We start from the raw sequence: 21,713 nt of genomic DNA, 5'->3' as shown, positions 1-21,713 counted from the left end.
TTTTTCCTTTCTTTTACAGATGGTTATCATATGTTTTTTTGCTTTTTTTGCATGAAAATTAGGCGGAAATGGAAAAAATCATAATTGAGGAAAAACAAAGAGTTAGTAAATTGAAAACCACTGTATATTACCACCTAAATTTCGACCTCTTTTGCCGGGATTTCGTGCCACTCAATGTTGTTTGAATCGGTGTAAATTTTTGTGGTTTCAGGTCGGGAATGTGCCATTCTTTGTTGTGGGTTTTCTCCCATTTCTTGTAGCTTTTGAGCGGCTAGTCTGCGGATTTCGTGAAAGGTTGGTCTGAGGGATTTGGGGAGGTCGGAGTATAAATTGAGCTCGTCACGCACTTTTGAAAATGTTCTGCTGATGATTTTACTGGTGCACTGGAATTGGTGATCGCATTCTTTAGCGATGCCATTGGTCAGTTTATTTCTGCGGTGGACGACATAAGGGCAGATGAGTTTATCTTTTCGAGAGCGTTCAACGGTATCCTTTATGGCTTGAGTGACCGGAATAGCCACATAACTCGCTTTGCTGTTTTTGACTTTTTGTCGGTGGATATACAGAGTGCCGTATACCGTGACGCCATTTTGATGTGTGGGAACTTCAAACCACAATATCCCGCATTTGCCTGGTGCCGGCTTTTTTATGCTGTACTTGATCCGGTGCAGTTCTTTCACGGCATGAGTGGATTGAAGCGCAATTTCCATTGCTGTCCTGAGAAACAGCGGGGCTTTTTGATGGATTGCCTTAAAGTCGTCTATGGTCAAATCAAGCCTGTCTTTTGCCTTATCTTCTGGGTTTAACCGGCGGGGTTTCTTTTGCTCAGCAACATTGGTGTTTACTGCCGATTCATCCGCGAGGTAGGCAAAAACTTTTTTCAAAAAAGACACTTTTCGGTTGTAGACGTTTTTTGACTTGCTACCAAAGTAGTGATTCAGCCAATCATTGAGATCCATCAGTTTTATCTGTTTCGATAGCTTATGACCAAGCCGCTCAATAAGGCGATCGCAATCATTCAGAAAAACTGAGTAGGTGTCGGGGCTCATGTTTTCTTCGTCTGAAACCCGATTTTTCACAACCGCAATCCATTCCGATAGAGGTTTATTGAACTTGTCTGTGGGTTTAATGAATTTTTGACTCTCTAAACTGAATGACTCCATGGCTCGATGTTTGGCGTTATAGGCGATAGCAGCCTGTATCGCCTGATATTCTGTTGTCCCAACAGGAAACATTTTCTTTGTTCCATCAACGCAAGTGAATCGATAGCGAACTTTTCCAGCGCGTTTCTCTACATAGAGAAAATCTGGGAAATCTTTTCTGTTTGAGTGTCTTCGTTTTGCCGCCACTATTCCGTCTCCAGAAAGTTCAGTAGCTCCTGCGTGACTGAGTAGTTATCGGCTTCAACAAGTACTAGCCAGCGTCCCGTGGGCGTTTGCTCTCCTCTAAGCTTTCCTTTTTTTATCCAGTTTGTCACCGTTTTCGGACACATACCCGATCCAGGGTAGAACTCTTCAATATAATCTTTAGGTTTCAGCTTTCTCATATTGCTATCCTCTTACCATCCTGTAGTCATTCAAAAACGCCACGTTAGGTTGCATACGCTCAGCAAGAGCAGCCAAAGCGGTTAGGTGTCACTCCTCAATTCAAATCTTGCTCTGAAGATTCGAGCGCCCTGAGTTTAATCAACTGCTCTTTATAGGCTTTTCTTGCCTTAGTTTGCTCGGTATTTTTTAGATGTTTTGCATCAGCCACCACTTCGTTCAGTTCTCTCTCGCTTTGGGCGTGCTCAATCTTGAGCAAAATACCATCTAACGTAACAGTTTCCTCTTCGTCTGAAACCATAGGTGCATCTGCCGTCAGTTTGCTTCGAAGTCGTTCAGTTCGAGAACTGTTTTTCGCTGGAGTAGGATTGATACTTTTTTCTTCAACAGGCTCAAGCTCGTCGGGGGTATACACACCCATAATGACATCCGGAGTGTGTAATCTTGCCCACCGTTTTACTGCTAAATAAGCCAGTTGTTGTTTGGGGTCGGACGCCCAGAGCGTTGAGTTTCTGACTTGTGCCTGGGTTAAAAGTAGCTCGAGCACTCGCGGCTCATCTTCTCCTTTCAGGGTTGCCCAAGCGCGAACACCCAGACCCTGCTCATCTTCCGGTTTCCAGTTAGGTGCCTGATAGGATTTCCCACTTCCGTTTTGCCTAGTGGCGAACTTTCCAATGACCTTGTGCCAATCACCAAACCACTCATAGTTAATTCGGTCTTTGGTTGGCGCCATGGCAGTCACCACAGCGTTAACAAGCTGAGCTTCGTAGCCAAGCGTCCCGTTCACTACATGCGTCTTCTGCGCTACGGCGTGTGGATTCATACGCCATTGCATAGATTGAATCGTTATGGCGAGACAGTCTCCAGGACTGCCTCTGAGATGGGCTGGAATGGTCGATTTACCCGTAGCCATCAGCTCTGCAAAGCGCTCAAGCCTCCCCATTAAATCAGGGTCAAACATCATGGTGCTAACATCAAAGCCGCATGGAGCCGGTCCCGGCATTGCACCCAGTATGGACATTTCCTGGTCAGAAAGTTGTATGCTCATCATGGACTCCTTACGCTCTAAAAACGCGGCTATGTGATTCGGTAGTAAACTGTTTGGCGATAGCCGGCTCTGCCTCTTTCAAAGCTGTCGTATCAACGCGCTTGCTGCTTTGCGATTTCCAGGAGCAGAGCTTTTTACCATTTTCATCAAGTAACACTTCGGCGTTATCGCCCATGAAGTGCTTAATCGCGAAATCCAGTCCGCCAATGTGTTTGCCTCCAACCATTGGACCATATGCCTCTGTTTCCAGCGCTTTGATTTGGTCTTTGATGGTTTTAAATCGTTTGAAGACATCCAGTATTTCATCGGTTACCACGATACTTCGACCGTTATCCTTAGCATGCATGGTATCGAGATCATGAAGATTGAGTGGGGAAGGGGGTATGTCGGCAATGACATGCTCAAACCAGAAGACCTTCAGCTTTTGTGTCACGATGTCAGCCAAGTGATTATCATAAAGCATGGTGTAGATTCGAAAATCGTTGCCACCAATTAACACAGCCAAATCCCAGACTTTTTTGTCACACACCATCATGTAGTGAAGCATTTGCAGCATGTAAGTTTCAGGGACTTCGTCACTTTCTTCCACACATTCGATAACGCCGTTTTTCTCCATATAAGCGTTACCATTTCCCCACAAGTCCCGGCTTGCCCACTTGTCGGCAGTTTTACATTCAAGCCCTTTCTTAGCTCCGACTATATGGCGGTCGATGTTGGCCCGGAGCCAGGGCATAGTCTTGTGAATGTACGGGCTATTGCGTTTTTGTACTTTCAAACCGGTGCGCCTCGTATATTCACGAGCCACTGTTTCTTCCAGTTCAATGCCAAAGTGCACACGGTCATTATTAGAAAGGTCTTCTGGCTCTTCTCGCCCGGTCTTTTCCAACCAAACATCGTGAGGCGTTCGATAGGGACAGATACCGAGAATAGCCGCTACGTCGGAGCCTCCAACACCAAAACGCCTCTGAAAATGAAAGCTCTCAATGTCAGTCTGTTTCATACCATTGCGACGAGCCAGAATAATTAAGGACTTCACATATTCTTTGTGTATAGACGCGAGGGATACAGCGTTAGCGGTAGTCATAAAAACCTCCGTGTTTACGTAGATGAAAAATACGTTCCGCGAGCGTGCTGGCCAGAGCTTCAGCAGCGGCTTCGATCATGTATTGATAGCTGGTACGTTGAGCGAGGAAGCGTTCTGGCTCAGTTGTGCTTTGAGCCAGGGCTTTACAGATGTCACAGAATTCTTCGGTTTCAAAGGCGACAGACAATACATCATCAAAAGTCCACCTTTGAGAACCAATGCGAACTTCATTGTAATGAAGTAGATCTTTGGTCACTTCTTTAGTGATGGAATCTAGCGCATCTAAGACGTTATCCAGCCTCTCTTGTTCGACGAGATAACGCTGTAAATCCATAGTTACAATGCATGGGGTAGTCATGGATACACTCCTTAGACAAAGTCCAAAAGCGAATGTGTTCCCATTACTGCTATAAAGTAGAGATATTCGAGGAGCTGCTTATATGTTGCATACAATATGAGTGTCCACGAAAATGAGGTTCTCTATAAATGCGAACTAACAAAATTAGTTTAGAGTTCTAAACTAAAGCTGTCAATAGAAAGTTTAAAAAATTAAACTAGTGTTAAATTCTCTAAACTGTGACAAAAGAAAACCCGCAGATAGCGGGCTTATGGGAAATTATTTGGAATGGTTTAGAAGGTGCGACCACCAAAGATTATCACTCCAAGGATAAAACTCTCTTCTATAGGAACCAATTGCTCAGGCCAATTGGGATTATTAGGCTTTAGGAATAAGCGTTTGCCCTCAATGATAAGCTGCCGAAAGGTTACTTCTTCTTCGCCTTCTATGATTGCAATGACATACTTTCCATTAGTTTTGTCTGCTTCAGGGTCAATAAAAATTAAGTCTCCATCATTAAAGATAGGCTGCATGCTAACCCCCTGAACTTTGAGTACAAACGTACTGTCACTACAGGAAACAGGGCATCTATATCTGGTATTGTCTTCTAAGTTGAAGTCGAAGTCTCCTCCAACCTGTCTGGCTTGAGTCCAACTCAGCAGTGGGTAACTTCCTGCCAAGTCAGATTCGCTCCTAACATTTGATATAGCAAAGTTATTGGGGGCTCCCTTTCCTGAAAGTAACCAATCAGCCTGACAATCAAGTGCTTTTGACAATGCAAGAATGTAACCACCACTGGGTTTAGCAATCCCATTAAGCCACTGACTCACAGTGCCCTTTGATGCCCCTGTTAATTTAGCTACGTCGACTGCACGTAGACCAGAAGCATTCATTCTTTGTTTTATACGATCTGATGTGTCCATAGTTAAGAATTCTAAACCCTTTTCGGTTTGTTTTTATAGACTGATTGGTTTAATATGCTAAACTTTTCGAATGGTATAGGTCTCTCACGGGAGGAACCCATGAAGAAACAAGACACAATTAAGTATTTTGGCAGCGCAACCAATTTAGCTAAGGCACTCGATATTACTCTACCTTCAGTATCTCAATGGAAGAATGTCATTCCTGAGAAACAAGCACTTAAGTTAGAGAAAATCACTAATGGTGCTTTGAGGTACGACGCTACTTTATATGTGAAGACAGCTTAGCGGCTTTCGGAGAAGACGCCATGAAACAGCAATCACGCCTTAGATTGTTGAACTCGGCAATCAACAATTGGCTAGCGTTACCTAAAACTAGCCGCGCGACCATTACCGCTGAAATCATAGAGGCCGTTGAACGAATAGGGCTAACTTCCATCTTGGAAGAGCAGGGCATTACGTTCAACCATAGCGATGACATTTACAATGATATGAGGGTAAATGCTCAGAAGCTTTTTCGGTGGCTTGGACACTATGACGGTATCCATGATTTCAAAGATCGTATCTGGGATATTGAACAAGCCATAGTGGCAGCACTGCCATGTGATATCCGTATCCAATATCTCAATGATGCTTATGCGATACCCGATTTATACATAGGGACGACATCTCAGCAAAAAGAACATCTCAATTGTGACCGGATAGCGGCGTCACTTACGAAAGAAAATATGGAGGCTCAGCTTTCCGTCATTGAACTGCGAGACAACCCTGAGTCATCCCCCTCCATTTACAAAGCCCATCGAGAACTGAAAGAGTCCGTTGCGACTAGTTTGGCTGCCATCGACATTCTTGAACACCATTACCCTGAATTGTCCAACTTACACGATAACCATGGAAGGAGGAGACTATGAATGCTCAAGTTGAAAATATCGTTGTATTCCCCAAAAGTGAACAGGAAACCGCACGCAAAGCATCGCTAAAAGAGGGCTATTATCAGGTCGCGAATCAAATTGGATTGGCCTTGTGCAAAGTCTCATTAAGCAGTCGGGAAAGCCGATTGGTTCAGGCGATCTTGTTTAAGACCTTTGGATACCACAAATCTTCAGATTGGATTTGTTATGACCAACTGAGCGAGCTGACAGGAATCGACAGAAGTAATATCGGTAAGGTGAAAGCCTCATTGATTCACCGCCGGATCTTACTGCGTGATGGTAAGAAAATTGGCATCAATCCCGCGACATCGCAGTGGGTAATGAATATCAGAAATGGCTCAACTCGGTCAGCTCAAAGAGAAACCCAACCTTTAAGCGGGACGTCTGAGGAAGAAAAAAGAGTCAGAATCGACTCATGTCAGAGTCAAAAACGACTCAAAAAGTCTCTCTCGGACAGCGCACAAAAAGAGTCAGAATTGACTTTCGAAAAAGTCGAAATTGACTCACAGAAGAGTCAGTTTCGACCCCCACAAAAGAAAAACACTCTACAAAATACAAATAGAAAAAAAATAAATAAAAAAAAGAACCCCATTCCTCCAGACAAAAAACCGCTCCTTCCACCTGCTGTGGATTTTTCCGTATTCGAAAACATCACTCCAGAGCAGGTTTCTGAAATCAAACGGATCCGAAAATCCAACAAAGGCGGTCCCATTAGCCAACGTGTCGCTAACCAGCTTGCCAAGGAATTCGTTCAAGCCAGACAGTACGGATTCTCTTTGGAGGACTGCCTGACCGAGTGGGAATCTCGAGGGTGGAAGTCTTTCAAAGCAGCATGGGTTGCCCCTAAAGAGCGTTACCACTCAAAACCTTATCCCGACTTTCACAGCGGTGATACCAGCTGGGCGAAAGATCTCGGCTGGTAGTGGAGGCACACATGAAAAATGTTAATCAACTGAGCCAAGCGTATCGCAACAACCCAAAGCGGTTCTCAGACACGTACGCCCCTAAACCTGAGATAAAACAGTCGATTGAAGAAACCGCGGCTCAGATAGTCAATGAGCTGTTTGTTGAGTTGCAATCGATTTTTCCATCGTGGCGACACGCGTTGCCGGACGATGAAACGCTTGCTCGAACTAAGAAAACCTGGACCAAGGCGTTTATCGAAAATCAGATTGTGACCCATACCTTGTTGCAGCAGGGACTCCGAAAAGCCCGAAGTCACAAGAGCCCATTCTTTCCCAGTGCAGGCGAATTTATCGGCTGGTGTCTGGGGAGTCCAGAGCAACACGGTATCCCTGACGTTCGCAGTGCGTATCTGGAAGTGTGCCGAAATGCATCAGATCCACTCGAAGCCACCTGGACGCATCCTGCGCTGTACGTGATGGGGAGAAACACCGACTGGTATGCGCTGAGAACCCGGACGGAGAAAGACACCTATCCGGCTTTCCAAATCCAGTACTACAAAATTTTGGGCTGTCTCGCGCGTGGGGAGTCGTTTGATGATGTCATTCCCAAGGCATTGCCGAGTGTGCCAAAAAACTGTCCAACTCGTCGTGAACAGTCTCTTGAACGGATCCGGAGTCTACAGGACAAGTATGGCTTTCGGCACCAAGGCGGGGAGGCTGACCACGATGAGTAGCCAAAAAACCGTTGACAAGCTGGTACAGGTGAGCAAAACTGATTTCATTGCGGCAAAATCCGCAATCGGGATTTGCACCCCGTTCTTTACTCGGCGCAATGACGCCAGCTTCTTGATGCTGGTTTTTTATTGCGTAAATTCAGCGCACCTGTCGTTTATTCGTTCGAATTATGGTGGGCTGGATGAGGGCGCTTCGGCGCGCCGTTTCCGAGTATACGGTAGTGCAAACCTTGTCCAGCTCGCCGCCAAACGAGATTTGCACCTCCTTGGTGGTGATTTAGTAAAATCATACTCGGAGGTCATCATGCCTAACTCTATTCGCATATTTGATTTTTCTAGTGAACCCGTTCGTATCGTTTTAATCGATGACCAACCTTGGTTTGTCGCCAAAGATATTTGTCGCGTTCTTGGTGTTAAAAACCATAAAGATGTTGTTTTATCACTGGACGATGATGAAACTAAGGGGGTAGATATTACCGACCCCCTTGGTAAGAACAGACAAACCGCAAAAGCTATCAACGAATCAGGCTTGTATGCCCTGATCTTTAAATCTCGCAAACCCATAGCGAAACAATTTCGAAAGTGGGTGACAAACGAAGTCTTACCCCAAATCCGCAAAACGGGCGCGTACATTCCCAACCGCAGTATCGAAACCATTACCCCGGAGCAGTACCAAAGTCTGCGCTATATCGTGTGGTGCATCGGCAATCGGTTCCAAAAAAGCAACGCCGCCGAATTTGCGGCATGGCGAGCACTCAGACAATACGCAGGCGTGAACCGCGTCCAGCTCATCCCCAACGACAAACTCAACGACTGCATCGCCTTCCTTCAGCACCTTCAAGCTTCACTCGAACCTTTCAAAGAAGCGGTAAGCCAAGCCGAAACCCGACTGCTTCAGCGTAACTTTGTTTTGTCGGATCAGGATATTCGGCACATTGAGCAAGAAGCGAATGATGGCGAGTAAACTCGAGGCTGAGTTTGCTCTACAGGTGAGAGCGCTGAAATTGCCAGCGCCTCACCGAGAGTTTCAATTTCATCCCACCCGCAAATGGCGCTTTGATTTCGCCTGGCCAGAGCATGACCTCGCCGTTGAAGTCGAGGGCGGCGGATGGAGCCAGGGGCGACATACGCGCGGGAAGGGCTTCTCTGACGACCTGAAGAAGTACTCTGAGGCGATGAGGCTAGGGTGGCTTGTCTATCGCTGTGATGGCGCGCTGATTCGGTCAGGAGAGGCGATTCAGGTGGTGATGAAGCTGCTTGAAAGTGAAAAAAAGCGAGGGGGATAAATAAGGTCAAATCCTTCAGCTTTTCAGATCGAGTTAATTGAAGTACTCACCCCAGAGACCGGTTATTCCTTACGCGTTGATTAAAATTTGACTAGTGTCCACTTTCACGCCAGATAGTCGACAGAATGAAGTGCATAAGTCTAGATTGTGCAATGAATTGCATGGTATTCTGTCGAAGTGGTCAGAATACTGTGGGACACACTTTGAATGAATTATTCAGACATTTTTGTCCCATAAGAATTGTTAGCTTTCAAGGAAAGATTATGAAATACAAATGTAGACACTGTAACAATGTGTCGGATATACCTGATGGAGAATCACCAGCAAATTATCGCTGTGGGTATTGTAACAATTCATTCAAAGACGCAGTAAAAGTTACTGGTGAAGCTTCAGCGGCGGTAGGCTTAATTGGTGGAGCAGCATTAGGTGCTTCAATTGGTGGACCTGTTGGAGCAATTTTAGGTGGTGTTTTAGGAGCGCTCCTAGGCAAAGAGTCAAAAGGAGTTGGGTGATGTCTTTTGATGGAACTGCTCTAGGTATATTAATCGGGGTTGTATTTAGTTTTACATTTGCTTGTTTAGAGTTTTATAAACGGAAGGACTTCAAAGTTAATAACGTAGCACTCGTATTCCTAGCCGTGTATGCCATATCATCTGGTTTTGAGTTAATAATAGCAGCGCTTCATGGCGATCCAAATAACTTGCCATCCAGCTGGCGAGAGTATATTGGTGTTGCAGGTATGGTTGGTATTGGCTTATCACTGAACTACGTCATTAATGCAGTTAAAGAAGTGCTCGCCTCTAGTCCTGTAAGAAAGTCCGAAGAAACCGCGGAGAATAAAAGCTAACAAAAGCTTTAAACCGACAGCCAACGCATGGCAGTTTTGGTTTGTAGTGATTTTAGAGTTTAAGGTGGTTTGCAGAAATGGCATTTGTAAGTTTTTGGCTACTTAACTGGGTGTTAGAGCACCAGTAATCAAGCATGGATGAAAATATGAAGTTTGGTGAAATTTGGGACAAATTCGAATTATACATAATGTCTCTTTGGTTTCTATTTTTCTTAATCATAGTGATAACAGTAGATATTCCTATGTGTTTTGGAGACAACTGTCAATTCATTGGATTTTTGGAGGTTATTAAGAAGAACATAGTTCCTGCTATTTCTTTGCTATTGGTCTTATTTGGAATTATTTTTTTTTACCGCTTTGATTACAGGGTTTCAGGTAGTAAGAAATTACCTGTTGAAATTACAAAAATTGAAGACCTAAATTACGAACACCTTACATTTCTCACTACTTATATTATCCCCTTAATTTGTTTTAACCTTGCAAGTACAAGATATTTGGTAGCTTTAGCATTTTTGTTAATTGTCATAGGCATTATTTATGTAAAAACAGATAAGTTTTATGCTAACCCGACACTTGCTGTTTTAGGTTTTAGGCTATACAAAGTCACGGTTAAGACAAGGACAGGTATAAAAGAAAATATTGTTGTAATAACAAAAGATAGGTTAAGTGAACTTGATCAATTAAATACGTTGGATTTAGATAAAAAAGTATATTTTGCGAGGAAAGTCGAATGACTATTGAAAACTTAAAGGAAGAAATTTCATCTGTTATAACAGCGAAAGGATGTTCTGCTGAATTTTTCTTTCTTTTAGATAGCGATGAAGGAATGCGTGTTAAATCTGTTGATATTAACGAAGCTGATCAAACTAAATTAGCAGAAATGTTTACTGAATCATTGAGTAATAAAATTCTTCTTAACGATGATCTGTCACTTATTCCTATATCAAGTGCAGACGATCGGAAGAATGCTCTATACGAATATGATTTAGACGATATCCCTGATGAGCTATCTAACTTAAAAAAAATAATTGAAAGTGAAAAGTTTGACCCTTTCTCATTTAGTGATGACTCATTAAAACAACTGGAAGGTGTACTTATCTTAATTGGCAATCAAGACGTTCAACTTGCCATTTATAAGCATCATTATCCAATTACATTATTACAAAAAGATAGTGGTTTTAGCTTAACTAAAATGCGAGGTTCAAATAGGTTTCAGAAACTGGACCAAGACATCCTTAAAATTGATCCCAAGTTTCAGTTTATAAAATTGAATGGCAAATATTATATCCTCGATATTAAAGCACTAGAAAGGTTTTTTGGTTTCCATGATGCCATTAAAAACATTGCAACTCAGGGTGTAGAGAATATTAAAACATCTGACTTAGTAATGGACTGTGGCGTGTTTGAATCTCGTCTTGATGACATAACTTTTTCAAGAAAGTTGGTTAAATCAGCCAGTCAATCGCCTGTTTTATCAGTAATACCTAATCGTGAAATATTGTCTTTTACAAATACTCACCCTGCGTTAAAAGGCAAATTTAAATATAGTGCTGATGGCTCTCAATTCGATTTGAAAACAAAAAAATCTCAAAACTTATTTCTTAAGTTACTAAACGATGACTTCTTACAATCAGAATTGACTAAGAAATATTATGAGAGTGTAGCAAAAGATAATATAGAAGAAGCTGCTGAAAATGCGGCGTAATGGTACTCTAACAAGAGACTATGGCGTCAATAGCTAATTTTTAGCTATATTTTCATCCCACATGGCGCCATCTCTTAGCTTCAAACCGACAGCCAACGTCAGTATTTTTACGGTGCGTTGGTTACAGTCATTAAGGCGGTTTGTGACAGCTTCATTATAGCGTTGCATGCCTCTAATCAGGGTAGTATACCGCCACAAACTCACATGCATCTTTTAAACCATATGCACTTAATGTTGTGGCATAATCGCATGAGTTTAAGAATTAAGCGCTAACCCGTTAGGTGGGAACGTTCTGCTGAGATAGACGGATTGTTTCGGTCTAATAAGTTGTTATGCGAATAAAGAGGAAATATGGCAGATATAGTTACAATAGGAACTGCTTTAACAAGTCTAAAAACAGCTGTGGAACTAGCTAAAGCTGTTCGCACAAGTGCTTCTACTCTTGAGCAAGCAGAGGTAAATCTGCAAATAGCAGATCTCATATCAGCACTTGCAGATGCGCGAATTGAAGTGTCAGAAATTCAAACTCTATTGCTTGAGAAAGATGAATTGATTTCTAAGCTTCAAAAAGAGGTTGAGAACAAAGGAAACACTATATATGAAAAGCCGTATTATTGGTTAGAGACTAATGGTCAAAAAGAAGGTCCTTATTGCCAACGCTGCAAAGATGTAGATGAATTACTTGTTCGTCTTCAACGAGCCAGTTCTAAAGGGCGCTGGGCGTGCAGATCTTGTAAAGAGATATACATTGATAGTTCTTATGTAGCGCCTCCAAAGAGAAAACGTGTTGTTAGCACAGGGTTGGGCAGCCGCTGGTAAATATGCATACAAACAATTCAAGCAGACCAAAAACGCGTGGCATTTTTAGTTTGCGGTGAAATGAGTGTTTACGGTGGTTTGCGGAAACGCCATGGGGGCGCTTTTGGCAGCTTAATTGGCAGTTGTGTAAATCCGAAGTTGACTTTCCGCACGGAACTGACTGGTAGGTGATGGTACACTCGCCTAATATGCAACTCATTTGGTTTAATTATGCGTTATATCTATACTTTAATCTTATCAATACTATCTTTTTCCGCTCTGTCTAGTTCAGAGGTGGATGCTTGGTATACATCAAAAGGCGGAGATTATCTCGTAAAAGAATCTATACATGGCGTGGCTTATGGCTTGATTGGAGTATCTAAAGCGGGTGATATGGCGGTTTATTTCCAGTTTTGGGAAGAGGAATGTTTTTCACTTTTAGGTGATGGAGTGAAAGCTCATGACCCAATCAAGGTTAACGATCAATTAGTTCGGATGCTCCAGAGTTGTAATGGTAATTGGAGAACAATTTTTGCTGCCAGTGATAAGGGTCGTAAATATATAATAAATCAGTTTAAAAAGAAGAAATTCGTCGAGCTTAAGGGATACGATGATAGCTATAGACTGTTATTCTCTGCAAAAAACTTTACAAAGTTATTTAACTTAAAAGTATCTTCATCCGCTGCTATATAAGATTTACATAACACATATGAGCCTTCCGCCTGTCAATAGGCAATAACATTCTATTGGCTGCGATAGCAGCCAATCTTTCTCGAACATCAAAGTCATCTACTTCATTTTGTCATTTCGTTCACGAATGCGCGCCTCCACACACTTCTAAATATATGCGCACGAGTGCATTTCTGGTAAAGTAGTCAGCAATTTAGGGCAAGTTACGGATTTGCGGAGAATGGCTTTCCCGTCGGAGTTGACAACGTAGATGCTAAAGTGATTTCGCTAAGTCGATACCACCACAGTGTGGCAGGTTCTAGGAGAGGAGTCATGTCATTCGTGATGTTTATGAGGATGTATCAGTATGGCAATTAACCAAGTAGAGCGAGCCTATAAAGCTTGGCCTATATTGGCTCAAAGAGCTAGAGCTCGTAAAACGATTACATACAAAGAGTTAGGTGATGCTATAGGCGTCCATCATCGAGCCATAAGGTTCGTCTTAGGTGTCATACAAGACTATTGCTTGGCAGAAAAAATACCGCCTTTAACTATTCTGATAATTAACTCTACAGGAAAGCCTGGAGATGGCTTTATTGCATATGACTTAAGAAATTTTGGAGATGGTCTAGAAGAGGTATATGACTTTAAGTGGGAAGAACATGGCAACCCATTTGGTTTTTCTCTAGAAGGGCTCTCTTATCCAAATATTATTAAGTCATTGGTTGATAACCCTGACTCGTCAGAGGATATTTACAGTAAAGTAAAATCCCGTGGTATCAAGCAAATGTTATTTAGACAAGCTCTACTCAAAGCGTACTCTTATCAATGTGCGTTTACTGGACTTTCATTTGTGCAAGGGCTCGAAGCCGCCCATATAATACCTTGGAAGCATGCAACAGACGCACAAAGAATGGATGTGCGCAATGGTATTCTGTTAAATAGCTTTCATCATCGTCTATTTGATGCTGGTCTTATAACACTATCCAGTGAGTATAAAATTCGCTATCACGACCCAAATGGCAGCGACGGCGATTATTCTAAACTTGATCGCTTAATGTCTACCAATCTGCATGGAAAAACTGTCAACCTTCCACGCAAGATTAAAAATAGACCTTCAAGTAAATTTATAGCTGTCCATAACCGTTTACACGAGTGGGGAGAATAAACATATGAGACTTCCGCCTATCAATAGGCAATAACACTCTCTTGGCTGCGTCAGCAGCCAATCCATTTCGAACAACAAAGTCATCTAATTCGTTTCGTCATTTCGTTCACGAATGTGCGCCTTTACACGCTTTCAACTATATGCATATAGACGAATAACTGTTAAAGTAGTCGCGTTTAGGGTGGGTGACGGATTTGTGTAGAATAGCTTTCCCGTTGGAATCGATGACGTGGATGCTAGAGTGATTTTTCGCCATGTTGATACCGCCAAAAATAAGAACAATTAGACATGGTGCCTCCGCGTTAATCGATACCACCTCAGTGTGGCAGCCTCTAGGGTGGGGGAATCCATGTCATTCGTTATATTCTTATATGGTAATGGAGAGATAAATGGCGATTTTTGGCGCAGGATCAAATTGGGGTGGCACTGAAGTTAAAGAAAATTTTTTTGAAAATAACAAGTTTGTACTTGGCTGGAATGAAGACAACTCTAAAGATCTTTATGAGGCGGTTTCTCAATTAAAAGTCGGCGATATTATCTACTTAAAAAGTGTCAGTCCGAGGTACATTCGCAATATCGAAGTTAAAGGTATCGGTATCGTTACTAAAAGCTTTATTCAGTGCTTACAGTCCGGAGAGTATGGTACGGCTGATATATCTGATTGGAATGCACTGTTTATCAAGGTTAATTGGGTAAAGCAGACGAGCTTCGAAATTAAGGTGCCTGTTGACGAAGGAAAGCTTACAAACGTACGTCCTGCAACATTCTATGAAGAGTACCTCCCTTATGTCCAACAAAGAATCGTAAGCGAACTTACGTCATCGTTAGGACGCGTATAACAATCAACTCAAGCCTACCAAAAACGCGTGGCATTTGTGATTACGGCGAACTGTTTGGATTTATTACATTAGCATCTGCTTAAATTGGGTTGTATGCAAGGCGTGAAAATTTCAAATTTATCAATGGGATGTACTTCTTATAAACCAGCTTTCAGTTTTGCCTAAAGTACAGTCGTCAATAAGATGTCTCCATTTGAAAAGGAGATATCATGAAAGCGACGCATTTAGATGCTGAACAGCGCTATTCTCAAGTTAGGCTTAACACAGTAAAAGCCGCTCAAATTAAGCTGAATAAAATAGCTGAGTACAAGAGTATAGAACTCAAATGTATTGATAGTAAGGCCTTAAAAATGGCTAAATGGTGGGCGAACTCTGAAAAAAGGCAGGTAGATTGGGATTGGGTTGAAGGTTATTCAGCGTTTAAATTTAGGTATCCAAAGAGATTTGAGTTGGCCGTTTGGTCAAAAGGTGAACTGTTAAGTTTATCGTTAGGGCGCCCGACATATTACGGCTCTTCTATGAGGTTGGATTTCATCGAAGCAAACCCTGAAATATCTGGACCTAGGGTATTTCCTGCTACTCTGTTTACAATGATTACGTATGCTGAGTTACTTGGAGCAACCGAAATTCGGGTAATGAAACCTATTAATTCAGATGTAAGAAACTACTATCAGTCGTTTGGGTTAACATACGTGAGTAAAGGCGACTACTTGTTTATGAGGCTGTAAATATGAAGGAAGAGAAAGGAAAATTGATAGACATAAAAGGTGTCAAGGAAAGGAAAGGAGTAAGTAAGAATTTCCTAGATACCCTTGGCAACCAAGAAGAGCCAGAGGCTTTAGCTTCCGGTGGTCAGATGGATAAGATACTTGATGAGAATAACGATGATGAAAAAGACCAATAATCATAAAGACAAAAGTGATGTTGGGGAGAAATCTAAAGATATTGACCCTAATAAAATGACATCAGATCTCGCGAAGGCTCTTCATAAAGCTGCAAGGCGTTGTAAACTGCCAAGTTAGAAAAGTTGCATATGAAAAAGCTTCAACCGACCACCAACGTGTGACACTTTCAGTTTGCTGTGGGTCTAGTGTTTAAGGTGTTGTGCGGTAGTTGTTGTAGTGCGTGGCAGCAGCTTAAGCGGGCGTTATATGCCAATACAGCTAGGAAGTAAAAATGAACTTTGTATATGAATTTTTATATGTGCTTTCATTATCCAAAAGAACTCAATTAGCATTGATTCTTGGTGTCGTTTTTCACGTCGTAATTTTATTGGTCGGCAAATATTACATCGCTGAAATTGAGTTCCAAGGGGTAATGAAACCTTTGGAAGATGCCATAGTTGGGAAGCTATTACATAGATACGACAAGGTAGCTTTGTTTGCCTTGGTTTCGCTCTGGGTCTTGGCTTTTAAGTGTTATCGCAAAGATCGTAAAAGGCTATATAGCTTGTAGTTCTTACTTTGGGTGCAGGCATATAACAATGATTTCATTCAGATTCTCAACGCTTTGGGTTTGAATTGGCTTAAGTGTTTAAAGCGCATTGATGTAGCCGTTGTAGTGCGTTGGCAGCGGCATAAGCTGGCATTATATGCCAGTGATCAAAAAGTCTATTGCAGCAATTATTTCGTTTCTAAACGTACTTATTTCGTTGACTGGGGTCGCAAGAATCCCTACAGGTACACTAGCCATTTGGTGGGTAAGAATCACGAAGTCCCCTTCATCGATATGAATGATTGGACATAAATGACTTGGTACTTTTTTTTCTAGTAGTTCGATAGGCGTTAAAGGTATGACTAAGCGAGTATTAAGTGAATCTACCAACTCGCTTTGGACATCAACAAAATATGGATAAGCGGTAGCGGTGCTCTTGTCGTTGTTTTTATAAAGCGTAAATTGAGGCATTAGAATACTCGGTATGAATCGGAAAATAGTCCGTGTTTTGTTGTCAAATCGTTACAAGCTTCAATCGCTTCAGTGTTTTCCTCTAACCATTCGGCTTTTAATTGTTGTTTGACTTCCTTTTCTAATGCCTTCTCCATAGTAGCGGATAGATTGATGTTTAGGCGCTTAGCTTCGGCTAGTAACTCACTGTTTAAGCTAAGGTTTGTTGCTTTCTTTGGTGCATTCTTGCTATATGTGTTTCCCATAAAATAATCCTATGCGCATTAATAATGCGCATATAGTATAGGCGAAAGTTAAACATATAACAAAAGCATCAAACCGACAAACAATACGTGGCACTTTTATGAAGCCTTTTCTAACCGAAGTGGAGATCATATTGATTTATGGAATAAAGACGAAATCACTAGTGACGGAATGTTTAGACGATCCCTGTATGAGTTCTTTGGTGTTGTGTCTGATTTTAATGATAGTCGTGAAGTTTGGTTTTGGGAGGTGAAGTAAATGAGAAAAATTATCTCCCTTCTTATCAGTGCCCTTCTAGTAGGCGGTCTAAATTTTGGAATGTTTTTAGTTGCATATAGGAAGCTATCGTTCCCATATATGAGTGAAGAGCAAAGAGTCGCTAATGCACCATACATATTTGAGTATGTCTTACCCTGTTTTATAGTTGTTGCCATTTTTTCGGTGCTAGCATATATAGCCGCATCGAAGCTGTCTAATGGCTAACAAAAGCCTCAAACCGACAAACAACGCGTGGTACTTTTGGCTTACGTTGGGTTTTGTGTTTACGGTGGTTTTCGGAAACGCCATGGGGACGCTTTTGGCTACTTAATTAGTTGTTATGTAACAAGAGGATAGAATGAAGTTTTCGTTAGTTGACGGAGTTAGGCAGGAACCGTCTCCGAAGGTAAAAGGTTTATGTCAGTTTTGTGGCAAGCCTACGCTGTCTAAGTGTGGCACTAAAGTACGTTGGCATTGGGCTCATACACGCAAAGATTCATGTGACCCTTGGTGGGATAATGAAAGTCAGTGGCACAGAGACTGGAAAAACCATTGGGCAAATGACTATCAAGAGATTGTCGACTTTGATGAGGTCGGTGAAAAACATATAGCAGACGTTAAATTACCTAATGGTATGGTATTAGAGTTCCAAAACTCATCGATGTCGCATAAGGAATTACAGTCTCGTGAGCAATTCTACGGAGATATGATTTGGGTTGTAAATGGTAGGAACCTAGCCAAAAATATGAAGTTAAGGGCTGCATTACCAGACCCGAACCATGCATCTATGGTGGACATTGGCGTTCAAAATACGAATCATAAAACACACTTTATCTACTTCCATATTTCTGAATACCAACCAGATGAACTAATCGAAATACATTCATCTGATAAAATAGAGAGCTTAATTAAAGATACTCATGTTGGTCATTTTTTCTATGAGTGGAAACGACCAAAACAAGTGTGGTTAAATGCAACGAAACCAGTGTATCTTGACTTTGGCAAGGGCATTCTATGGCAGCTAAAACGCTTCAACGAATTCAGTTCTTTCTGTATTCAAGCGCATCGCAAAGAAGAGTTCTTAAGACGCTATGGAGCAGTTGCATAACAATCTGTTTAAGAGTGATTCGCAACGCGTGGCATTTTTGCTATGCGTTGTGTTTAAGGCGTGTTTTGTGCGTTGTCTGCGGTATAAGCTGAAGTTATAAATGCTCGCTCTTCTTTTGCTCTTTCAGCTTTTCTAGCTTATGGGTGTAATAAGCATTTTGGAAAAAGGCTAGCGTAAATACAAAGAAAAATAACCCAGTCTTTGTTGACTCACTTGAGTCGTTCCAATACCAAGCAACCATGCCGAATAAAAAAATACTGAATAGCACTTTGATAATAATTGATTGTATCATTAGTACATACCCGAAGATTGTAATGTTGTTCTATTCTCTAGCTCGTTGCGTGCTTTATTTAGCTCTTTTTTATTAAAATAGATGCAACCCCATATTACAATCGTTACCCAATGTTTCTTTCCCATCCTCTTAAGAGACCACAAGTCTTTGACCAGGTCTTTCCCACTTAGCACGGAAGCCCCAACACCAACATAGCCTGCGAAAGAGTCGATTGTTGAATGTACCGCAATATCTTTCTTTAACTCATCATTAGATAGCGACCAAATCCCCCATTGAGGGTTAACATACGTTGTATCAAGTGTTTTGGATATGATCTTACCCATTAATGCTCTGTTCGGGACGCTACGAATTAAACGCATGGCTTCAATCCTTTGAAGTCTATCCATATGGCGATACAAGACCATAGATGAAATAGCTTCTACTTCTAGTTCTCCAGCATCTACCAAGAGATTAGATGGGATAGAAGTAATCTTTGAAAGGATTTTAAGTTGCTCTTTTGTGTTTTTCGGTAGTGTGTATGGTAGGTTTTCTTTCATTGAGCTTATGTTATTAGTGACCTTTCAGAACAGAATATGGATTTTGCATTAGAATGCAACTAAGTGCTTAATGGTTGCGTATGAGATCACTTTAGGGTTAGTTGTAAGTGAAATCTGGAAAATCATAACAAAAGTTTTAAACCGACAGCTAACGCGTTGTATTTTTAGTTTTCAATTAATAATTGTGTTTAAGGCGCAATGCGGCAGCAGCGGTTTAAGTGGGCGCTATGTTCACCTAGTACTTTGAATATCCTCACAATTTCCAATGAAAGTATTGAATTATGCTCTATATAAGCTTTAGTTCCTGTTTTGGTATTAGTACTTTAGGCTTAGTTGGTATGAAGTATATAAATGTTAATGTGTTGGAGGTTAAAAATGGAATGGTTAGTGGGCTTAGGCGTTGTTGCTTTAGTCGTATTTTTTATTTCATCAGAATTAAAGGCGCGTAAAAAGCGCGCAGCATTGATAGAAACTCTCAAAAGTGAAGGTTTCTCTGAAGATTATAAAATGGTTGGTAGACCTTATGTTGTATTAGTTGACAAATCTAACCAAATGCTTGCATTTGTAGGTGTGGAGGTTAGTAAAAAAATTGAATTTAGCAAGGTGATCAGTTGGCAGCATACATATACAGAACAGAATAAAACGGTTAACGGGAGACACAAGCACTCATTAATTAACAACAAACTGGAGTTTACGATTAGCGACACTGATACACCTCTAATTCAAGTGTCGGTCGGTAACTACGAATATGCTAAACAGTGGTCAGCAAGATTCTCAGCTTTGTTTCAATCCTAGAAAATGAAGATAAAACATATGAGCCTTACGCCGGTAGATAGGCAATAATCATCTATTGTCTGCATTGACAGTCATTCAAACCGCCCAACACGTTCTCTGTCCCTTTCCTAATTGGTCATTTGCGATTATGGTTATCGCAAAGCAGTTGTGTCAGATGATGAGTGAAACCCTTAAGTGGTCTAAGATTTCATCGCATTATCTGCACGTTCAAAAAAGAGAGGACATTTATGGCGGAGCTTATTACTCATAACACTCCTTGGCTCTTAGAGCAGTGGGGACGATGGGCGAGGGTGAATAGCGACCTGACCGTGGGCTATCCGTCCATCACCACTTTCACGAAGTTACTGGGCTCAACTTTGCCTTCTCCGCTCATCAATGATGACGATGCCATGTTGGTGGACAGTGCCGTCGCCAGGCTCAATCACCGAGATGAAGAGATGGGGCAGGCAGTGGTGTTGTTTTACACCGGTGGCAGTAATGTCTCTCAAGTCGCCAGGTGGCTCGATATTGACCGACGCAGAGCGGATGTTCTGGTGAAATCCGGCACAGCTTGGGTTGATGCGGCGATAGACAACGTGGCTTAGCGCCTTGTCAAAATAGTTGATTTTTTGTACACAACCAACTAGATTAAATCCCATATTATGAAGATATGCGCCCTGAACTCAGTTCGGGGCGTTTTCGTTTGTAAACCCGGTTGCCTTAAGGTGCCGGGTTTTCGCGTTTTAAGGGCTATCAAAATGGCTTATCGACTGGGTAAACGCTCACGCCAACACTTAGTTGGGGTTCACCCTGACCTTGTACGTGTGGTTGAAAGGGCGATTAACATCACCTCCGTTGATTTCACCGTATTGGAAGGTTTGAGAGCTATCGAACGGCAAAGACGCCTGCTCAGTTCCGGTGCGTCAACAACCCTGCGAAGCCGTCACCTTACCGGTCATGCTGTTGACTTGGGGGCGTGGGTAGATGGAACAGTTGATTGGAGTTGGCCACTTTACTACAAGATTGCGGACGCCATGAAACAGGCGGCTGATGAGCTTCGAATTCCGATTGAGTGGGGCGGTGACTGGAGGACATTCAAAGACGGTCCACATTTTCAGCTTCCCTGGGCTCAATACCCAGAAGACGAAAAGGAGAGGGCTTAATGAGCATTTGGAATGTCCTTACCGGATTGGTCAAACCCGTCACCGACGTGATTGATGCGTTGCATACCAGTGATGAAGAACGCCTTCAAATTAAAGCCAAACTGTTTGAGATGCAAAACGTCATGGCCACACAGGTGATGGATTATGAAGCGAGGCTCCTGGAAGCGAAAGCTCAGGTTATCACCGCTGAAGCGCAAGGGGCGAGCTGGTTACAGCGTAACTGGAGACCCGTCACCATGCTGACGTTCTTGGCACTGGTCGTCGCAGATACCTTTGGTCTGACTGAGTTTCGTTTGTCAGATGAAGCCTGGACACTATTGCAGATAGGTCTGGGCGGCTATGTGGTGGGGCGCAGCGCAGAAAAAATCGTTCCTAAAGTCACCGACGTGATGAAAAAGGACTGAGGCATGGTCGAGAGAGCGGCGGTGACGACCACTTACAGCGCCTCTGCCATTACCGTGCTGGCTGGACTCACCATCAATGAATGGGTGGCACTGGGAGGACTTCTTATTGGGTTGGCGGGCTTAGCCATGAACTGGTGGTTTAAAAAAGAACACCTCAAACTGGTTCGAAGAAGGGAGCATGATGAAGATGAATCATAACTGGCTGCGAAATGAC

The 21,713-nt window shown here is 42.3% G+C and carries 34 protein-coding genes; 24 read left to right on the top strand and 10 right to left on the bottom strand.

Translation table 11 applies throughout. The annotated features are described in order from the left end of the window. Positions 1-134 precede the first annotated feature (134 nt). The 6 genes from LDO37_RS12415 to LDO37_RS12390 all read right to left on the bottom strand — a co-directional run bounded on the left by LDO37_RS12415 (position 135) and on the right by LDO37_RS12390 (position 4,936). Positions 135-1,349 (bottom strand): tyrosine-type recombinase/integrase, encoded by a 1,215-nt coding sequence (locus LDO37_RS12415; RefSeq protein WP_126607222.1) that lies wholly within the window; start codon positions 1,347-1,349, stop codon positions 135-137. Continuing rightward, on the bottom strand, positions 1,349-1,546 hold the full coding sequence (locus LDO37_RS12410; protein WP_022612936.1) for a MerR family transcriptional regulator: 198 nt from the start codon (positions 1,544-1,546) through the stop codon (positions 1,349-1,351). The genes LDO37_RS12415 and LDO37_RS12410 overlap by 1 nt, the downstream gene beginning before the upstream one ends. Positions 1,547-1,641: 95 nt before the next feature. After that, entirely contained in the window at positions 1,642-2,592 is a 951-nt protein-coding gene (locus LDO37_RS30235) for a RecT family recombinase (protein WP_284190140.1), read from the bottom strand. Positions 2,593-2,602: 10 nt separating this feature from the next. Then, positions 2,603-3,676 (bottom strand): YqaJ viral recombinase family nuclease, encoded by a 1,074-nt coding sequence (locus LDO37_RS12400; RefSeq protein WP_221768522.1) that lies wholly within the window; start codon positions 3,674-3,676, stop codon positions 2,603-2,605. Then, entirely contained in the window at positions 3,663-4,034 is a 372-nt protein-coding gene (locus tag LDO37_RS12395; RefSeq protein WP_022612939.1) for a hypothetical protein, read from the bottom strand. The genes LDO37_RS12400 and LDO37_RS12395 overlap by 14 nt, the downstream gene beginning before the upstream one ends. A 272-nt stretch (positions 4,035-4,306) precedes the next feature. Further along, positions 4,307-4,936, bottom strand: a complete 630-nt coding sequence (locus tag LDO37_RS12390) for a LexA family protein (protein ID WP_126607223.1) — start codon at positions 4,934-4,936, stop codon at positions 4,307-4,309. A gap of 99 nt (positions 4,937-5,035) precedes the next feature. Here LDO37_RS12390 and LDO37_RS12385 point away from each other — a divergent pair, with 99 nt between their 5' ends. From LDO37_RS12385 to kwaB, 10 genes are all read left to right on the top strand, one after another. Continuing rightward, on the top strand, positions 5,036-5,221 hold the full coding sequence (locus LDO37_RS12385; protein ID WP_022612941.1) for a Cro/CI family transcriptional regulator: 186 nt from the start codon (positions 5,036-5,038) through the stop codon (positions 5,219-5,221). Between the two features lie 20 nt (positions 5,222-5,241). Continuing rightward, positions 5,242-5,844 (top strand): hypothetical protein, encoded by a 603-nt coding sequence (locus tag LDO37_RS12380; protein ID WP_126607224.1) that lies wholly within the window; start codon positions 5,242-5,244, stop codon positions 5,842-5,844. Next, positions 5,841-6,788 (top strand): replication protein, encoded by a 948-nt coding sequence (locus LDO37_RS12375; protein WP_224055224.1) that lies wholly within the window; start codon positions 5,841-5,843, stop codon positions 6,786-6,788. The genes LDO37_RS12380 and LDO37_RS12375 overlap by 4 nt, the downstream gene beginning before the upstream one ends. 11 nt (positions 6,789-6,799) lie before the next feature. After that, positions 6,800-7,504, top strand: coding sequence for a replication protein P (locus LDO37_RS12370; RefSeq protein ID WP_126609785.1), 705 nt, complete (start codon positions 6,800-6,802; stop codon positions 7,502-7,504). After that, positions 7,497-8,468 carry a BRO-N domain-containing protein gene (locus tag LDO37_RS12365; RefSeq protein WP_185829930.1) on the top strand — a complete coding sequence of 324 codons (972 nt, stop codon included), beginning with the start codon at positions 7,497-7,499 and terminating at the stop codon, positions 8,466-8,468. Before LDO37_RS12370 ends, LDO37_RS12365 begins: the two co-directional genes overlap by 8 nt. Then, positions 8,455-8,790 (top strand): hypothetical protein, encoded by a 336-nt coding sequence (locus LDO37_RS12360; RefSeq protein ID WP_224055223.1) that lies wholly within the window; start codon positions 8,455-8,457, stop codon positions 8,788-8,790. The genes LDO37_RS12365 and LDO37_RS12360 overlap by 14 nt, the downstream gene beginning before the upstream one ends. A gap of 263 nt (positions 8,791-9,053) precedes the next feature. Further along, positions 9,054-9,302 (top strand): hypothetical protein, encoded by a 249-nt coding sequence (locus tag LDO37_RS12355; protein ID WP_126609787.1) that lies wholly within the window; start codon positions 9,054-9,056, stop codon positions 9,300-9,302. Continuing rightward, positions 9,302-9,637 carry a hypothetical protein gene (locus tag LDO37_RS12350; protein WP_126609788.1) on the top strand — a complete coding sequence of 112 codons (336 nt, stop codon included), beginning with the start codon at positions 9,302-9,304 and terminating at the stop codon, positions 9,635-9,637. The genes LDO37_RS12355 and LDO37_RS12350 overlap by 1 nt, the downstream gene beginning before the upstream one ends. A gap of 146 nt (positions 9,638-9,783) precedes the next feature. Continuing rightward, complete coding sequence (gene kwaA / locus LDO37_RS12345) at positions 9,784-10,371, top strand: anti-phage protein KwaA (RefSeq protein WP_126609789.1); 588 nt, start codon at positions 9,784-9,786, stop codon at positions 10,369-10,371. Next, a complete protein-coding gene (kwaB, locus tag LDO37_RS12340) occupies positions 10,368-11,342 on the top strand; it encodes an anti-phage protein KwaB (protein ID WP_224055222.1) in 975 nt (324 codons plus the stop codon). Before kwaA ends, kwaB begins: the two co-directional genes overlap by 4 nt. 33 nt (positions 11,343-11,375) lie before the next feature. Here kwaB and LDO37_RS30230 read toward each other — a convergent pair whose 3' ends face one another. Beyond that, positions 11,376-11,510 (bottom strand): hypothetical protein, encoded by a 135-nt coding sequence (locus tag LDO37_RS30230; protein WP_263422433.1) that lies wholly within the window; start codon positions 11,508-11,510, stop codon positions 11,376-11,378. 183 nt (positions 11,511-11,693) lie between these two features. Between LDO37_RS30230 and LDO37_RS12335 the strand changes: the two genes are divergently transcribed. The 7 genes from LDO37_RS12335 (at position 11,694) to LDO37_RS12305 (ending at position 16,271) form a co-directional block, all read left to right on the top strand. Next, the gene (locus tag LDO37_RS12335) at positions 11,694-12,161 is read left to right on the top strand and encodes a hypothetical protein (RefSeq protein WP_126606835.1); all 468 of its coding nucleotides are present in this window, start codon (positions 11,694-11,696) and stop codon (positions 12,159-12,161) included. Between the two features lie 210 nt (positions 12,162-12,371). Then, positions 12,372-12,833: a hypothetical protein gene (locus tag LDO37_RS12330; protein WP_022612949.1), complete on the top strand. Its 462-nt coding sequence runs from the start codon at positions 12,372-12,374 to the stop codon at positions 12,831-12,833. Between the two features lie 343 nt (positions 12,834-13,176). Further along, on the top strand, positions 13,177-13,977 hold the full coding sequence (locus tag LDO37_RS12325; RefSeq protein ID WP_126609872.1) for an HNH endonuclease: 801 nt from the start codon (positions 13,177-13,179) through the stop codon (positions 13,975-13,977). A gap of 389 nt (positions 13,978-14,366) precedes the next feature. Next, entirely contained in the window at positions 14,367-14,816 is a 450-nt protein-coding gene (locus tag LDO37_RS12320) for a hypothetical protein (protein ID WP_224055221.1), read from the top strand. 209 nt (positions 14,817-15,025) lie between these two features. Next, entirely contained in the window at positions 15,026-15,544 is a 519-nt protein-coding gene (locus LDO37_RS12315; protein ID WP_126608206.1) for a hypothetical protein, read from the top strand. Positions 15,545-15,546: 2 nt separating this feature from the next. Next, the gene (locus tag LDO37_RS12310; protein WP_185829826.1) at positions 15,547-15,720 is read left to right on the top strand and encodes a hypothetical protein; all 174 of its coding nucleotides are present in this window, start codon (positions 15,547-15,549) and stop codon (positions 15,718-15,720) included. 272 nt (positions 15,721-15,992) lie between these two features. Then, a complete protein-coding gene (locus LDO37_RS12305; RefSeq protein WP_022611494.1) occupies positions 15,993-16,271 on the top strand; it encodes a hypothetical protein in 279 nt (92 codons plus the stop codon). A 132-nt stretch (positions 16,272-16,403) separates the two neighbouring features. Here the strand turns inward: LDO37_RS12305 and LDO37_RS12300 are convergent, their stop codons facing one another. Then, on the bottom strand, positions 16,404-16,721 hold the full coding sequence (locus tag LDO37_RS12300; protein ID WP_126608207.1) for a CcdB family protein: 318 nt from the start codon (positions 16,719-16,721) through the stop codon (positions 16,404-16,406). Continuing rightward, complete coding sequence (locus tag LDO37_RS12295; protein ID WP_126608208.1) at positions 16,721-16,966, bottom strand: type II toxin-antitoxin system CcdA family antitoxin; 246 nt, start codon at positions 16,964-16,966, stop codon at positions 16,721-16,723. Before LDO37_RS12295 ends, LDO37_RS12300 begins: the two co-directional genes overlap by 1 nt. A 67-nt stretch (positions 16,967-17,033) precedes the next feature. Between LDO37_RS12295 and LDO37_RS12290 the strand changes: the two genes are divergently transcribed. Beyond that, positions 17,034-17,222 carry a T6SS effector amidase Tae4 family protein gene (locus LDO37_RS12290; RefSeq protein WP_126608234.1) on the top strand — a complete coding sequence of 63 codons (189 nt, stop codon included), beginning with the start codon at positions 17,034-17,036 and terminating at the stop codon, positions 17,220-17,222. A gap of 358 nt (positions 17,223-17,580) precedes the next feature. Continuing rightward, entirely contained in the window at positions 17,581-18,330 is a 750-nt protein-coding gene (locus tag LDO37_RS12285) for a competence protein CoiA family protein (RefSeq protein ID WP_224055220.1), read from the top strand. Positions 18,331-18,621: 291 nt separating this feature from the next. Here the strand turns inward: LDO37_RS12285 and LDO37_RS12275 are convergent, their stop codons facing one another. After that, on the bottom strand, positions 18,622-19,158 hold the full coding sequence (locus LDO37_RS12275; protein WP_022610427.1) for a hypothetical protein: 537 nt from the start codon (positions 19,156-19,158) through the stop codon (positions 18,622-18,624). Between the two features lie 375 nt (positions 19,159-19,533). On the opposite strand from LDO37_RS12275, the gene LDO37_RS12270 reads away from it, so the two are divergent. From LDO37_RS12270 to LDO37_RS12250, 5 genes are all read left to right on the top strand, one after another. Continuing rightward, entirely contained in the window at positions 19,534-19,953 is a 420-nt protein-coding gene (locus LDO37_RS12270) for a hypothetical protein (protein WP_126608209.1), read from the top strand. Between the two features lie 227 nt (positions 19,954-20,180). Next, positions 20,181-20,537, top strand: a complete 357-nt coding sequence (locus tag LDO37_RS12265) for an antiterminator Q family protein (RefSeq protein WP_126608210.1) — start codon at positions 20,181-20,183, stop codon at positions 20,535-20,537. A gap of 153 nt (positions 20,538-20,690) precedes the next feature. Beyond that, entirely contained in the window at positions 20,691-21,095 is a 405-nt protein-coding gene (locus LDO37_RS12260; protein ID WP_126608211.1) for a M15 family metallopeptidase, read from the top strand. Then, on the top strand, positions 21,095-21,499 hold the full coding sequence (locus LDO37_RS12255; protein ID WP_126608212.1) for a 3TM-type holin: 405 nt from the start codon (positions 21,095-21,097) through the stop codon (positions 21,497-21,499). Before LDO37_RS12260 ends, LDO37_RS12255 begins: the two co-directional genes overlap by 1 nt. A 3-nt stretch (positions 21,500-21,502) precedes the next feature. After that, a complete protein-coding gene (locus LDO37_RS12250; RefSeq protein ID WP_022610430.1) occupies positions 21,503-21,697 on the top strand; it encodes a phage holin in 195 nt (64 codons plus the stop codon). Positions 21,698-21,713 lie beyond the last annotated feature (16 nt).

The sequence above is a fragment of the Vibrio penaeicida genome (assembly GCF_019977755.1).
Taxonomy (GTDB): domain Bacteria; phylum Pseudomonadota; class Gammaproteobacteria; order Enterobacterales; family Vibrionaceae; genus Vibrio; species Vibrio penaeicida.
The sequence above is the reverse complement of the archived record's forward strand: the minus strand, read 5'-3'. Positions and strand labels throughout refer to the sequence as shown.